Genomic DNA, 14,716 nt, shown 5'->3' with positions numbered 1-14,716 from the left:
CCCGTAAAGTGTATTGATGGATATAATGTGATTCTTCGTTTTTTGTCATTATTTAACCTCTATTTTCGTTATATTTATTGGGTTTCTGTAGATGTGTAAAAATTATATATTAAGGGAAGGTTGTGAGTCCGAAATTGACTCTGTTCGTTTATAGTAATCATAATATCTTTTTAATGATAAATTAGATTTGAAACCAACCTGTTGCATAATTTTCTCAGGGCTATTTTTCTCCTGGATCTGCTTTAAAATATAAGTATTTCGGAAATGCTGCGCAGCAATTCCTTTTCTAAGATTGGCTCTTTTCACCTCCAAACGGATCATTTTTTGTATTGAGATTTCAGTTAGAAATTTTGGTGCGTCATCATCGTAGCTCCAATGATATGTCCCACGGGTAAAATCAAAAGCAACAAATAGTGGATCGTTGCTGTGATATTTAGGTCGTACAGGTTCAGGGATAGTTTTATAGTAATTGTATAAGTGTAATTTGTCTTTTTCCTTCAAATGAATGATTCTATTTATTATTGAGTCTTCAGGAATCGATAAAGTGTTATTTTCGAAATGAACATGTAGCATTTGTAAAGAAACAAGTTCTTTTAAAGATAATCCATAGTCCAGGAGTAATGTAACAATAGAAACGTTTCGCCCTAAGATCATTGGGCGTGTTGTTTGTTGTTTTTCTGTAAGGCCTTCTAGAGAAGAAATGACTTCTTTTAAGCGTTTTTCTTCCAGGAAAGAAACGAAATCTTCCTTACGCAATGCCCGATCAGGTGGTTCTATTCGAATAACTCCTTCAATGGGGCTTGGTAAATCTAAGTATTCATACAATCTGTTTAACACAATATATATGCGATGTATAGTTTTGTTAGAGTACTTACGATCATCTTTTAAATAAGTAAAAAATGCTTCGAAATCTTTTTTGTGTAATGATTCCCAAATGTCATTCGCGTTAAACCTTTTTGATAGGTGCAGCCATTGAATAAAACTTTCTACATCATACATATACCGTTTAATTGTTGAAGGTTTTCTTCCCTTACTTAATAAATATGAGGAGAATCCTGGTATTGTATCCTGGATCATTCGCATGAATATCAGCCCTCTCAACTTTTCATTTATAATTAATAAACAGTGTGAATTTAAACCGTTCCACACTGTTTATTAATTAAACTTGATTATCTTTTATTATGTTTAATAGAGATTTTTTAATCCACTTCCAGATAACATAAATAAGTGTCCATGTTACAAGAAAATATAGATAGCTAGGAATTAAAAGTTTTATTGTTGAAGCCTTTATCAAGTTCCATACGGATATAGTTATGGATTCCTGTAAATTGAAGTAAAAGTCACCTAAAAACTTTGTCGGCTCAATATTAAATGAAATTAGGGTGCAAAGGATAAATAATGTAAAGGGAATAGCCATTGCGATTGGTATTGTGAAAAAACTCAATGTTTTTTGAAGTGAATATTTCATGATTTTCATTCCTTTCTTATTTAGTGTCTGATACCTACTAGGTGTAATATTATTGATATCATTTTCATATAGTGTATATCCTCACTTTCGAAAATAACTATTTATATTTTTTTATAATCTGTTATTTCTCTCTCATATCTTTTAACTACTCTGTAGAATGTAGAACTACTTGTTATATCACTCCTTCTCATAGCAGCTGTAGCTGTGATTCTTCCTTCTTTCCATTCATTATAAGCATCGATAAATTCCTGAGTGATGGGTGTACGAGGTCTGCCTAAGTGCTTTCCTTGTGACTTAGCTAAAGCAATCCCTTCAGCTTGACGTTGCCTTATGTCCTGGCGTTCTTTTTCAGCAAATGCTGAGAGAATGGTTGCGGTTGCCTTTTGGATAGCACTTTGAATGACATCATTTGTGGCATTACCGTTATAAGTTACATTTATAAATGGTTCTTTCAAGAATTCTAAATTTATTTTTTGTTCTTCGTAATACTTAAATTCCTCTAAAATGTCATTCATAGTTCTTCCTAATCTTGTTAAAGAGTCAAAAACAATTGTATCACCTGATCGGGCATATCTTTTCATTGCTTGATAATTTTCTCTATCCATATTACTGCCGGTTTTTTTATCGATAAAAATATCTCGTTCGTCAATTCCGTTTTTTCTCATATTTACAATTTGGCGTTCTTCATTCTGATCTTTACTAGAAACACGAACATAGCCTAATTTTTTTGTACTCACAAAATAACAACCTCTTTCAAAGTAAGAATCTTAATATTATTCAATCTAGTTAACTTAAATTATACCAAAAATACACCAAAAGGTACATTTGGATTTTGAAGTGTGCCAAAAGTGTTTTTCGTATCTTTTGAAGTGTATTCTTCAATAGTTTTTCGTATTCCTAAAAGGTGTACCTTTTGGGTGGTAAGAAAGTTTAATATTTTAAATTTTATAAATATTTTAAAAATACCCTTGTGTCAATTGTATAATTTTAGTAGAGTTGAAAGTGGGTACCTAATATAATTATAGGGGGTAAAAATGAAAAATAAGATTATTCCAATTCTTTTGTCGTCTACGTTTGCATTGGGCCTTTTTAGTTTTTCTCCATCTAGTTATGCAGCTGCTAACGAATCGGGAAAATCTGTTGAAAAGGTTAATTTAAAAAATACTGGGATTCCTGAAGTGAATCCAAATAGTGAGTTTCAACCTTTTGTAACAAACCAAGTTCCAATTTCGACATTCCAAGAGGCTCCACCTGGTCCTGATTATTACCATCCTAATCCTGGTTCTATGAATTATCAATTAATTGATAGTTTCACAGGGAATTCGAAAACGGCGGATACTATAAGTGAGTTTACAAAACAATTTCTGATAGCTATTACTCCGGGTGGTATATTAAAAAATTATTGGGCTGGTGCAGCGGCTTCAGCCTTATTTAACACATTCCATGATAAACCCTCAACAAGATACTACAAAACGTTTATCTATCAGGCGCAGGATGCGTATTGTTATTATGGAAAAGCTGTAGTTTATGTTTATTCAGATTCTGCAAGAACAAAACTAGTAACTACAAAGGAACATTATTCAACAGTTTGGAAATAAAAAGTGCACCCCATTCGTTAGACGAATGGGGTGCCTTCGCATTTTGGGCAGTATCTTAAAGTATTGCGTAAATTAAAAAGGCTATATACATAATAACGACAAAAATTGATTTGTTCTTGCTTTTATGTAGATAAAGGAAAAACAAAAGAAAACAAAATACAGTAAATTCAAGGAAGATAAGAACAACTAATTTATTTTGAAGTGTAATTACAAATTTATTAATAATAGCCGTAATCGCTATGATGATTGCAAATATCTTACTCCATAGCTGTAATTTTTGTTCATTAAACATGATCTGTCCCCCTTTATAAATTATACTTTTGATTTGTCGTGAATTATACGAATAACTTTTATTATAAAATAACACAATATTCAGAAATATCGCGGTGATGCGTTTAGGGGGTGTTTATAAACAGTGTATTGTTTTTTCCTTACGGGATATTGTCATTTAGCTACCAACTCCTTTCAATACACTTAAAGTCAAGGTCCTCGAACTACCATTCTGCGGATACGCCTCCCGCTGTGGGCTACGTCCCTTTTTTTAATAGAATGAATATTCGGTTTTTATCCTTAATGTATCATAACTTATCTATTATTACCATATATTATTAATTCTTAATCTAAGATAAAAAAAGATAGCAGGAATATTCCATCCTTACTATCTTTACTCTTAATATTTATATGTCTTTAATATATTGGGTTCTTTTTATTTTGTTAATGATTATTTGTGTTATGCATTATAATGGGGTAATGACATAATTTTTTAGTATTTTATTGTGCTAAATAGTTTCACCATGTGCATATTGGACAAAATCTACTTTTTCTTTTGATACAGATTGTAAGTTTGTAGTGTTACTGAAGCTGAAAGATATAAAACCGGTGACAATAGCAAAAATTAATAAAGATTTTTTCATTATTTTAAAGCTCCTTTCTCTGAAGCTTTTTTATCAGCTTCATTTGTCATATGTAGATACTTGCTCGCTTTTTCATGCGATTTTAACTCGTAAAACTTATTACCTAAAATAGCTGAATAATCTTTTACGTATTTCCATAACTCTTCTTCTTTAAAATAACAAATTCCTGCCAGAATGATTTCTTCCAATTCATCTGTACTTATATTGTCATTTAATCCTTTTAGAATATTGAAATGATGACTGTACTCTTCATTTGAAATCTTCAATCCATTTTCAATATGCAATCTGACAGCGTTTTTATCATTTAATTTGAAATATTCTTGTGCTAATAAGAACAATGTTTTTGGGTTATTTACAAGTGACCCATTTAGGTATTTAATTGCTAGTTCTGAGAGGTTTTGATCTGCATACAATAACCCTAAATTATGTTTCACTTTTGCTGATAATTTATCCTCGTCGTTTTTGTTAAAAGTACTTAAAGCTATAAGGAAATGTTCTTCTGCACTTTCATATTGGCCAAGGGAAGTACAAGCAAGTCCTAGTGTGTTATTACAAGCAGCAACTTTGATTTCATAGCCTGCATGTTTTGAAAATAATTCCTTTGCCTTTGTAGTATATTTGATTGCTGGTAGTGGCTGATAAATATGATAGTGGAAAGAACCAAACATATAATTAAATTCAGCTATTTCAAGTTCGTCTGGAATATCCTTTAATAATGTTTCAGCTTTTTCGTATTGCTCTTTAGCAGAAGTATAATCGCCCATATTAATTGAATAAATTGCTTTGAAAAAATAATGATAATATTTTAGGAAGGTATCTGCTTGATCAGGTATACAATCTATCTTTTCTAAACTATCTTTATAGTTTTTAATGTCATGGATAAGTAACTTATATCTAAAATCTAGTAATGAATAATAGATAAGGATATTTTGGTCTTCTTCAATTTGATTAATCTTACTATCAATTTCTTTCTTGAAATTTGTGGATTTTAGTACATGTTGTGAAATGATGGATTGATACCAATTGTTCAGTAAATTTGTTATTTCCCCTTTGGAGATAGTTTGCACATTCATAATTAATCCCCTCGCTCTATTAGTATATATTTCCATCATTTTACCACATTGGTGGAATTACAATGTGTTCTTGTTGTTGAAAAATAAAAAACTGATTATTCAGTTTTTTATGAGAGGAAGGTGGTAGTTCTTCATTTTCTTGATTTTTACATGTGGTATTTATCATGTTTTTAGTTCATTTGGTTGATTGTTACTTATAAGTAACATATAGTTAAGTTAGATGTTACCTATAAGTAATGCGAGGTGATGGGAATGTTATTTATGCTAGATGAAATTATGACGCCGAGGGAAGCGTGTGATCGTTGGGGGATTACACAAGATACTCTGAGGATGAAATTGAAGAGAGGTAAAGATAATAAATTAGTAGATGAATTAATTAAAGGTGGAAAAATTAAATACTACAAACCTGAAGGGAAACAACGTGGGGAATGGATATTAACAGTAGAATCTATGAGTTTGCTTTTTCCTAAAAAGAACGAAATAGTTAAATGAATCATCTTAAAAGTGTTAACAAAGTTATCTATTTTGGTTATAATAAAGATAACAAAGTTATCACTTTCGAAGGGGTGTTATAAATGGAAAAATACATTGTAAACTATCATACTGGTGTAACAGAAGAAATTGAAGTAAGTGATTTAAGTGAAGCGAAAAAAGTTGCTGAAGAAGGTATAGCTTACACGCAAGAAAAAATTACAATCGAAACTTTAGATGGTGAAGTAATAACAACCGCATATTGGTATGGAATATCCCCGCAAGAGGATGATAATGTACTTGAAACGGTTGGGGGCGGCTTTTATCAAGCGTGGAGCGATGAACTGGGGGAGTAATTCCCCCTCTCGTTGGTTTAAAAGAATTTGCTGAGATACTAGGTTGGGATAAAGCACGTTTGAGCACAAAGTTTTCTCGACAACGAGATGGGAAGAAAGTAAGACCATTATTACCTGAGCCAATCCAGATCCTTGCTTCTACACCTGTTTGGACATTGAAACAGGCAAAAAAATATAAATCTATAATTGATGGTAGGTCTGCTGAATAAGCAGACCTTTTTTATTTGAATTCAACATGATATTTTTTGTCTATAATTCCAAAAGCAACTTTACATGGAAACGGATTTTTTTCTACTGAAGCAGCACGCATACAAGAAAGAACCCAATGTTCTAGTTCTAAAGGTAAGCGATATGCTTGAATACTACCATCATTGTTTTTCACTGTTATAATCGGTGCATTTACCCTGGTAGTAGCGAAACTATCCGTTGTTAGCATTCCTACTGCATCATTAGTGTGAAAACCAGCACTTAGAACTTCATAAATCATTCCATCTTTTTCATTAATAATCATTGGTATATTTAAATACGGATAATTATTTATATTGTTATGAATAATTGCTCCTGCTGCGTTCTTCCTTACTTGAGCCTCTTGCATTGTTTACACTCCTTTATAATGGTTTAAACGTACTGACGTAAATATATTCTATTTTGCATCTATTATATTATAAAATTGCAGTTTCATCCTATTATAAAAAGCATCAGTACATATGACAGCACTATTTGGTGGATCAATATCAACAACAGTCATATAGCTAGAGAGCAAATAACCATCTTCATAATATGTAATTAGTATTTCTTCTTCAGATAATAAGGAACATAACATCATGTTCTCAATTAGTTCTTTTTCTTCATCTGTTAAGATTGGCCGAGTTACTTTGTTTTTCTCCTTGATAATTTCACGTATTCCAGCAAACTGTTCAGGAATTGCTGCAAATGGGGTGAATTTTACCATTCCTCTTCCTTTTGGCATATTAGCGTTATTCATGATTTGTGGCCTCCTATTAGTGTATTTCTGTGTCTAGCTGTAGCGCTATGCGTGTAAGAAATCCCTCGTAAAATACTGTTCTTCCCAAACTTTGTGCGTATTTCATCCATTACTTTTGTTAACTTCACTTCTTGTTCTCGTTTTGGGACATTATCAAAAAGAGAAATTTGTTCTTCTCCTTCTTGAATTAGGTTTGTTAAGGATAAGTTTATGCTGCGAATGGGTTCCCCAGTATATTGTTGATGCAAAAAGTATGTACATATATGATAAATATCCATCGTTAAATTTGTTGGCCGGTTTAAAGTATGTGTTTTCCTAATACCGCCTGTATAACTCTTACTATAACCGACAGAAAAATGAACGGTTTGAGCAAGTTTGTTTTGTCTTCTAAGGCGATAACAAACTTCTTCAATATGTTCCAATAGAACAATTGGGAATTCTTCTATTGTATAGTCACGCATTAGAATTTGGCTTTTTCCAATTGAAGTTGTGGCAGGAATATATTTTTCTGAAATACGACTAAAGTCAATTCCGTGACTATGTAAGTGTAATTCTTCCCCAATCTTGCCGAAGCTCTGCTTTAAGTATTTAAGAGGATAATTGGCTAGATCTCCAATAGAATGTATTCCCTTTCGATTTAACTTTTCTTCAGTTTTATATGATATGCCCCAAAATTTATTAAGGGGTCGTATACTCCATAGTTTTGCTGGTACATCCTCGTACTGCCAAAATGCAATCCCGTCTGTGTTCTTCTTAGCATCAATGTCTAAAGCAACCTTACTCATGAGTGGGTTAGGAGCAATTCCGATGGTGCATTCAACTCGTGTACGATCATATATTTCACGCTTGAACTTCATAGCGAATTCGTATGGATCGTTGGCAAATAAATGAATGCTATCGGTAATATCCATGAAAAATTCATCGATGCTGTATTGGTGAAAATCCTCAATAGGAACGTATTGTAAAGCTAATTTTGTTATGTAATTAGAACATTTTATGTAAGTATTCATAATCGGATTCACAACAAGAATATCTTTTCTTCGAGGAATCTCGTAGAGCCTTGCCATCTTCTTTACGCCCAGGGCTTTTAAGGGTGGTGTTGCAGCAAGAACGATTGAACCATTTCTATTCACATCACCTACTACAGCCAATTTTGTATGCATAGGATCTAACCCCATTTTAATGCAACTAACTGAAGCATAAAAGCTACGTAAATCAACACATAAGATGATTCTATTCGGTAGGATTGAATAGTCATACACTGTGATTCCTCCTTTAATATAATAAGAACGTAGGTTCGCTTTTATTATACACAAACTTACGTTCTTTTATGAAGAGTTTTTACAAATGTTATTTACATATAAATGTTTAGTTAAGAAGTATATTTGAAAAAGAGCCTAAATCCCCCAAAAACGACACTTCAATTGCGAATTTTTCTTTTTTTCTTAATTTTTAAAAAGGTGTATAATTGATATGTTTGGAGTTATAAGGGAATAGAATTAAGGGGGAATATAAGTTGGGTAGAAATGATGCGTGCTTTTGTGGAAGTGGTAAAAAGCAAAAAAAGTGCCATTCAAATGTAGAGCAAGATAGTTGTGTGGCTAACCTATATAAGAGGTATTTAAAGATAGATAACATCATTTCAGAATATAGGGAACATCATAAGGAATTTAAAAATCATCCATGTGGAAAAGGATGTTACAATTGCTGTTACGATGTGTTTGCTATATCTATGTTGGAATTTGAAGTAGTGTTAGAAGAATTACGTAACATTGGATTGGAATTTTCTTTGAAAATATTCGAAAGCTCTTTAGAAGACTTAGAGTTATTAAAAATGAGGCATCCAGACTTATATAATAGATTAGAAGAGGATGCTAGTTTTCGACAGGATGTAATGTTGAAAGATAGTAATCTATATTCAAAAACAGTGAGACTTCCATTTCCTTGTCCTTTGTTAGATATTACAGAGGGTAGTTGTATGGTGTATAACAAAAGGCCAATGGTCTGTAGAGTTTTTGGTACTACACACGATTCATATTCTCTCATGCTTGCTAGTGGTGGAGAAAAAATTTGTGAGCATATTCCTAGTGAACATGGTAATGCGCTACAAACACCTGAAATAGAGTTCTCTGATACGAGGGTCAATGATATGTTGGAATCGGAACTCTTTGGGGAGAAAATACAACCAAGAGAATATCCGATTATGTATTGGTTTAAAGTCTATCATGATAAAAATAAGAAGAAGGGAAGACCTGTATATTCTTCTTTAGTTCCTTCTTTTTATTATAAGAAACCAGGGAGTATTACAATGGCAGAATTAATGCCTTAAAACTGATATTGAGATACGAAAAAGTTGTTGCTAAAGATGGAGTGAATTGGGATTTCACTCCATCTTTTTTGAAAATCTTGTACAAGAAATAGATAGTTAAGATTTTAAGCTGATTTTGTATGTAGAGGATCTAACCGCATTTTATTGCCACTTACCGAAGCGTAAAAGCCACGTAAATCTTCTGTTATCAATATCTCGCAAACTATTTGTTGACTACTTAATTTAAATATAAATATAAATGTTTAGTTAAGATGTATGTTTAAAGAAGAATTCAAATTCCCAAAAACGAATTTTAACGTTTAATTTGTTCTTTCTTTTATTTGCCTTTTTCTTTTTCATAGTATATCCTCCTTTTTTATCGCATGTTTGGGATTGTACTCATTCTGTCGATAGATTTTAAGTAAAAATCTAAAAAAATTTATTTATTTTCAAATTCCTTTATTCCGACAAAACATAGCAAAGATCGTACGAGCTTCGTCGATGAATTTTAAGAGGTATTAACCCTTTAATATGGAATTCTCCTTATAGGAGGTGGTGTAGCGCTATGTCAGAAGCAGAGATAGTATATACCAGCAGTGAGGTCTATAGTCGTTTAGGGGTGAGTGGCAGCACACTTAGAAAGTATTCGGATGTCCTTGAACGTGAAGGGTATGATGTAAGAAAGAATAGTCGAGGTAGAAGGGAATATACAGAGTTTGACGTTGTAATTATTGAACAGTTAGTAGAATTGAGTAAGCAAGATGGTATGACTTTAGAAAAAGCTGCGAAAATGATTGTAAAGCAATTTGGAATCGCTAATAAAAAAGAGGAGTCCCAGGGATCAGATCCAGTTCCTTATCAAATGCAATATCAATTTCAACAACAATATAGCGCTATGATAGAAGAAATTAATAAGTTGCAGCAAGCAAATCTATTAGAAATGGAAAAGAGACTAGGTGATCGTATAGATCAAAAGAATAAATTAATTGAAGAGGGCATTAAAGAAAGGAATAGATTAATAAAGGAAGATATGAAAGATCGGAAGGAACGAGAAGAAAGGATAGAAAAAAGATTAGAGTTAAGGGACGATAATCTCATGAAGATGGTCAGAGAGATACAAGATACAAAACGTACTATTGTATCGGCACAGAAAGAAATAGCGGCAGCTAGTTTGAAAAAGAAGTCATGGTGGATGTTTTGGAAATGAGTACCTTTGGTAATGAATGTGCAGAATTTGTAGGAAGGAATTACATAATACTCTCTTGTGGATCGTTTTTAATTTATCTTGAAAAGGGATTCTAATATAGGAGATTTACATTTGTATGTTGAACTATTAATCAAGAAGGGGGCGTTCTTTTTGGTGAAAGATAATGATGTTATCAATATTAAATATAAGCAAATGGATAAAGATCCTGAAATAAAAGAAATAACTAATGAAATAGAGCGTATTATTTTGGGAGATAAGGCAGTTGGATTATTGGAACATTTGGGCCTAACTGCTGGAAAAGTTCAAAAATTTTTAGATGAGCAATGGGAAAAAGAGTTTGATGAGTTGTTAGAAGAAAATAAAAATTATATTTTTGAAGAAACACGGAATCGTTCTATTAATATGTTTCAAATGTGGATGAAAGAAATGAAAGGCACTGAAATAAAATTCACGGAAGAAATTATTTTTGAAAAGTTAGATGAATTTCAACGAAAAGCGGAGTTGCAGGTTATAGAAGAATTGGTAGAAGCACGTTTGTAAATAATGATACGTATTTGTGTTACCAAATTCCGCATAATTTACCGCATCTAGATTTTAGATTGTATAAAATAAAAGAAAATTGAGAATAATTATAATGCGGTTAAATGAAACCTTTTTTATGCATAAATTTCGATTGGTTAAGCTACTGATCATAGTGTATTCAATCGAGAAGGAACAACAGGAGATCGTCACGAATAATCAACACATACATAGCCTGGTGCGCCTATATACATCAAGTGTTTGAAAAAATGTCACAATAGGGATATTATTGTTTTTTAATTTGTTAACAATACATATGTGAAAATTGCCTGGTTCAGTTGCCCTAAATTGATACTGGGCTATTCGTGTTTTTATTTTTGGTGTAGCATCCACTTGCCTCACCTTTTTCATATTGTATATATAATTTCACGTACCTTACTGAAAATTAATTTTAGTGATTGACACAATTATCCCTCGAGTGCTACGTTTTTAGTGTTAAAGTAATAAGAGGTTTATTATTTAGATGCAAAATATATGAGAAAAGGTTCTGAAGTACGTTTAGAGAAGAGGAAAATCTCTTCTAATATTCTGTAAAATTTCATATATAGATAATTTAATGATATAAACCGTACATGTAGAGAGGAAGAAAGTAAGATGCTTAAAAAGGTTACATCGGTTGTTGCTTCTGTTTTATGTGCTAGTTTTCTATTAACTGCTTGTAGTGGAGAGAAAGAGACTAAAAATACAGCAAAGGCAACTGACAAGAAAGAGACAAAACAATCCATTAATTTACCGTATATAGCGGAGATCCCAACAATGGATGTAACAAAGGCAACTGATAGTGAATCAATGAATGTAATGCGTAATGTGTTTGAAGGTCTGTATATACTAGGGGAAGACAATAAATTAATTCCTGGTGTGGCGAAATCTTATGAAGTTAGTGAAGATAAAAAAACGTACACATTCCACTTGAGAGAATCGAAATGGTCAAATGGTACGTCTGTTACAGCTGAAGATTTTGTTTTTGCCTGGAAAAGAGCTGTGAATCCTGATACAGCGGCAGAATACTCGTTTTTATTTTTTGATATAAAGAATGCAAAAAAAATAAACAGCAAGGAGTTACCTGTAAATCAGCTAGGGGTAAAAGCAATAGATGATAAAACATTAGAGGTACAATTAGAACAACCCGTTCCTTACTTTATAAATTTGACAACGTTTCCAACATTTTTACCAATAAACGAGAAGTATTTTAAATCAAAAGGGAATCAATATGGTCTAGAAGCGGACCAGTTAATTTATAATGGAGCGTTTACTTTAGAAAATTGGAAGCATGAGCAGGGTTTTCAATTTAAGAAAAATAAAAGCTATTGGGATGAAAAAACAGTCAAATTAGACGAAATTAACTTTGATATTATAAAAGATAAGTCAACAGAAGTTAATTTATATGAATCAGGTCAAATAGATCGTGTAGGGCTTACTGGAGATTTTGTAGATAAGTATAGAAATAGCCCTGACTTCAGAGAACGTTCTGAAGTAACTATGCAGTTTTTACGTTTGAACCAAAAAAACGAAGTGTTAAAAAATAAATATGCAAGATTGGCAATTAGTAAGTCGTTTGATAAAAAGGCTTTTACAAAAACTGTGCTAAACAATGGTTCGCTTCCAGCGGAAGGGATTGTGTCGCTTAATTTCGCAAAAGGACCGGACGGGAAAGACTTCCGGAAAGAGAATGGGAACTTAGTGAAATATGATGTGGTTGCAGCGAAGGAAGATTGGAAAAAAGCCAAGCAAGAATTAGGGGAAGAAGAAGTAACATTAGAATTGCTAACGAGTGACAATGCATTAGCAAAGAGAAATGCAGAGTATTTAAAGGGTGAGCTTGAAAAGAATTTGGATGGATTAACTGTGAATGTTAAACCGCAGCCACGTAAACAACAAATTGAATTGTTATTAAGTAGTAATTATGACATAGGTGTAGATGTATGGGGGCCAGATATTCCTGATCCTATTACGTTTTTAGATTTATTTACGACAGATAGTACATATAACTTTGATAAATATTCAAATAAACAATATGATGAACTCATTCATAAAGTGAAAATGGATTTTGCTGGTGATGAAAAGGCACGTTGGGAAGCGATGAAACAAGCAGAGAAAATCTTATTAGAAGATGGAGCAGTAGCACCTTTCTATCAGCAAGGTAGATCATATTTACAGCGTTCCTCTGTAAAAGGTATTGTGACAAATGATTTTGGTGGAGAATTTAACTACAAATGGGCTGAAGTTAAAAAATAGGTAAAAAAAGGAGTCGAATATATTCGACTCCTTTTAGTTACAAGCTATATAGGATTATAGTATAATCTACTTGGGTATATTGTGTTAGAGATCTCTGTATTCTTTAATTACAATGAATGATGGTGTGTAAGGGTAGGATCTTGCACTCCATTTTTTTATGATTTCCTACAAGCCTTCTTATGTAATCAGATGCGATTTGTATTAAGCAAATTCTTAAGTCTTGATTTAAATAATTATAAAATAGCAGCTGTCTTTTGATGTACACCTGGTCTTTTTGTGAGAAACCTTTAATCATATCAATAACAGTATCGTGTTCGAAAAAGAAATATTTCTCGTTTGCTTCGATAACAAACACATCATTTTCTATAGGATGATTTTGGAAAAAAGAATCAAAAAAACAATTTGATTTTTGATTTTCTATTAATACGTTCATACTTTAATTCTCCTGTCATAGTCAATTTATTTATTGTTAGGTAGTAAAATTTCAATGATCTTTGAGACTATAGGGTTACTTATATGGTAATAGACCTCTAAACCTTTTCTATCGCAACCTACTATCTTTCCTTTCATTTTAGAAAGATGCTGTGAAACTGTTGATTGTGGTATTTGTAGCTTATTAACGAGTTCTGAAACATTCAATGTGTTATGTTGCATAAGAATAGTTATAATTTCAACACGGATTGGATGAGACAATGTTTTTAACATTTCAATATTCTCGTCAGTAATATTAGTTTTAGTGTAGTTCATTTTGCATTTCTCCTTTTGTATGTGTACTTTGATTTATCCATAAGCTTTTATAGGTATTACACACTTCTAAAGCCCAATTTACATCTTTTTCGTGTTTTGTACCTTTAGCCATTATTCGTAGGGTCTCATTGATCCATTCTTGGCAATCTTGATAGTTTTGAGATGCCTGGGCATTAATAGTAGCTTCTATAATTTGTTTTCTCTTTGGTATTGTCATGCGTGTTCTCCTTTCTCAAGAGCTATAGCGCTATATAGTCATGGAATATATATAGATATGACTTTTACGAATAAACTCAATTTCCTCACCTCCTCCAACTGAATAAGCTTCAGATAATAACCCTATTTATCTCAGAATGGTCTTTAATTCTTCATTAAGATTCATATAGATCCTCCCAAGGGTTAAATACATTAGAGTAGAAAAGCATAAGAAACTAAGCAGATAACCATGATAACTCCAACGATAGTAGTAAATAGTGCCAGGAAGCTAAGAACTATATAATATAGGAAGTAAGCACCGATTAAGAGTGCTATTAAAAGTCCGATTATGAGTGATAATGTCCCGATTGTATGTAGAGAAATTACATTTAAAACTACTAAAGCTATGACTACTAAACCTATAATACTGAGGGTTCTCATGGTTATCGATCCTTTCGCAATGTGTAAATGTGTATTTGTACACATTTACACATTTACACAAATTTTAGTTCAAAAAAATATAGTGAATTATCACTAATACAATGATATAGAGGGTTTATATGGCTCTATATGTTTTATG

At 32.2% G+C, this 14,716-nt stretch carries 19 protein-coding genes; 7 read left to right on the top strand and 12 right to left on the bottom strand.

Features of this window, described 5'->3' with window-relative positions:
- Positions 1–102: 102 nt before the first annotated feature.
- A complete protein-coding gene (locus C4S65_RS25845) occupies positions 103–1,083 on the bottom strand; it encodes a phage integrase N-terminal SAM-like domain-containing protein (protein WP_098301260.1) in 981 nt (326 codons plus the stop codon).
- A gap of 486 nt (positions 1,084–1,569) precedes the next feature.
- Entirely contained in the window at positions 1,570–2,205 is a 636-nt protein-coding gene (locus C4S65_RS25835) for a recombinase family protein (protein ID WP_098217881.1), read from the bottom strand.
- Between the two features lie 297 nt (positions 2,206–2,502).
- On the opposite strand from C4S65_RS25835, the gene C4S65_RS25830 reads away from it, so the two are divergent.
- A complete protein-coding gene (locus tag C4S65_RS25830; protein ID WP_103945568.1) occupies positions 2,503–3,066 on the top strand; it encodes a hypothetical protein in 564 nt (187 codons plus the stop codon).
- A gap of 55 nt (positions 3,067–3,121) precedes the next feature.
- Here the strand turns inward: C4S65_RS25830 and C4S65_RS25825 are convergent, their stop codons facing one another.
- From C4S65_RS25825 to C4S65_RS25820, 3 genes are all read right to left on the bottom strand, one after another.
- Positions 3,122–3,358 carry a hypothetical protein gene (locus C4S65_RS25825; protein WP_103945567.1) on the bottom strand — a complete coding sequence of 79 codons (237 nt, stop codon included), beginning with the start codon at positions 3,356–3,358 and terminating at the stop codon, positions 3,122–3,124.
- 487 nt (positions 3,359–3,845) lie between these two features.
- Positions 3,846–3,980, bottom strand: a complete 135-nt coding sequence (locus C4S65_RS35405; RefSeq protein ID WP_000749280.1) for a hypothetical protein — start codon at positions 3,978–3,980, stop codon at positions 3,846–3,848.
- Positions 3,980–5,053, bottom strand: a complete 1,074-nt coding sequence (locus C4S65_RS25820; RefSeq protein WP_103945566.1) for a hypothetical protein — start codon at positions 5,051–5,053, stop codon at positions 3,980–3,982. Before C4S65_RS25820 ends, C4S65_RS35405 begins: the two co-directional genes overlap by 1 nt.
- Before the next feature lie 252 nt (positions 5,054–5,305).
- Here C4S65_RS25820 and C4S65_RS25815 point away from each other — a divergent pair, with 252 nt between their 5' ends.
- On the top strand, positions 5,306–5,545 hold the full coding sequence (locus C4S65_RS25815; protein WP_103945565.1) for a helix-turn-helix domain-containing protein: 240 nt from the start codon (positions 5,306–5,308) through the stop codon (positions 5,543–5,545).
- Between the two features lie 83 nt (positions 5,546–5,628).
- A complete protein-coding gene (locus C4S65_RS25810) occupies positions 5,629–5,880 on the top strand; it encodes a hypothetical protein (RefSeq protein WP_103945564.1) in 252 nt (83 codons plus the stop codon).
- Between the two features lie 220 nt (positions 5,881–6,100).
- Here the strand turns inward: C4S65_RS25810 and C4S65_RS25805 are convergent, their stop codons facing one another.
- The 3 genes from C4S65_RS25805 to C4S65_RS25795 are packed head-to-tail and all read right to left on the bottom strand — an operon-like array spanning position 6,101 to position 8,127.
- A complete protein-coding gene (locus C4S65_RS25805; RefSeq protein WP_103945563.1) occupies positions 6,101–6,475 on the bottom strand; it encodes a hypothetical protein in 375 nt (124 codons plus the stop codon).
- Between the two features lie 48 nt (positions 6,476–6,523).
- A complete protein-coding gene (locus C4S65_RS25800) occupies positions 6,524–6,865 on the bottom strand; it encodes a YolD-like family protein (RefSeq protein ID WP_103945562.1) in 342 nt (113 codons plus the stop codon).
- Positions 6,862–8,127, bottom strand: a complete 1,266-nt coding sequence (locus C4S65_RS25795; RefSeq protein WP_103945561.1) for a Y-family DNA polymerase — start codon at positions 8,125–8,127, stop codon at positions 6,862–6,864. Before C4S65_RS25795 ends, C4S65_RS25800 begins: the two co-directional genes overlap by 4 nt.
- 254 nt (positions 8,128–8,381) lie before the next feature.
- Between C4S65_RS25795 and C4S65_RS25790 the strand changes: the two genes are divergently transcribed.
- The 4 genes from C4S65_RS25790 (at position 8,382) to C4S65_RS25775 (ending at position 13,194) form a co-directional block, all read left to right on the top strand.
- On the top strand, positions 8,382–9,194 hold the full coding sequence (locus C4S65_RS25790; RefSeq protein WP_103945560.1) for an SEC-C metal-binding domain-containing protein: 813 nt from the start codon (positions 8,382–8,384) through the stop codon (positions 9,192–9,194).
- A gap of 544 nt (positions 9,195–9,738) precedes the next feature.
- Positions 9,739–10,380: a DUF3967 domain-containing protein gene (locus tag C4S65_RS25785; protein ID WP_142391587.1), complete on the top strand. Its 642-nt coding sequence runs from the start codon at positions 9,739–9,741 to the stop codon at positions 10,378–10,380.
- A gap of 153 nt (positions 10,381–10,533) precedes the next feature.
- Entirely contained in the window at positions 10,534–10,920 is a 387-nt protein-coding gene (locus tag C4S65_RS25780) for a hypothetical protein (RefSeq protein ID WP_103945595.1), read from the top strand.
- A 633-nt stretch (positions 10,921–11,553) separates the two neighbouring features.
- Entirely contained in the window at positions 11,554–13,194 is a 1,641-nt protein-coding gene (locus C4S65_RS25775) for a peptide ABC transporter substrate-binding protein (RefSeq protein ID WP_103945558.1), read from the top strand.
- A gap of 103 nt (positions 13,195–13,297) precedes the next feature.
- Here C4S65_RS25775 and C4S65_RS25770 read toward each other — a convergent pair whose 3' ends face one another.
- From C4S65_RS25770 to C4S65_RS35400, 4 genes are all read right to left on the bottom strand, one after another.
- The gene (locus C4S65_RS25770) at positions 13,298–13,627 is read right to left on the bottom strand and encodes a hypothetical protein (RefSeq protein ID WP_103945557.1); all 330 of its coding nucleotides are present in this window, start codon (positions 13,625–13,627) and stop codon (positions 13,298–13,300) included.
- A 26-nt stretch (positions 13,628–13,653) separates the two neighbouring features.
- Positions 13,654–13,941, bottom strand: coding sequence for a metalloregulator ArsR/SmtB family transcription factor (locus C4S65_RS25765; protein WP_103945556.1), 288 nt, complete (start codon positions 13,939–13,941; stop codon positions 13,654–13,656).
- Positions 13,928–14,158 carry a hypothetical protein gene (locus C4S65_RS25760; RefSeq protein WP_086401577.1) on the bottom strand — a complete coding sequence of 77 codons (231 nt, stop codon included), beginning with the start codon at positions 14,156–14,158 and terminating at the stop codon, positions 13,928–13,930. Before C4S65_RS25760 ends, C4S65_RS25765 begins: the two co-directional genes overlap by 14 nt.
- Before the next feature lie 191 nt (positions 14,159–14,349).
- Positions 14,350–14,577 carry a hypothetical protein gene (locus C4S65_RS35400; RefSeq protein WP_103945555.1) on the bottom strand — a complete coding sequence of 76 codons (228 nt, stop codon included), beginning with the start codon at positions 14,575–14,577 and terminating at the stop codon, positions 14,350–14,352.
- Positions 14,578–14,716 lie beyond the last annotated feature (139 nt).

Source organism: Bacillus sp. ok061, assembly GCF_900108285.1.
Taxonomy (GTDB): domain Bacteria; phylum Bacillota; class Bacilli; order Bacillales; family Bacillaceae_G; genus Bacillus_A; species Bacillus_A thuringiensis_S.
This window is presented reverse-complemented; position numbering and strand designations above follow the sequence as displayed.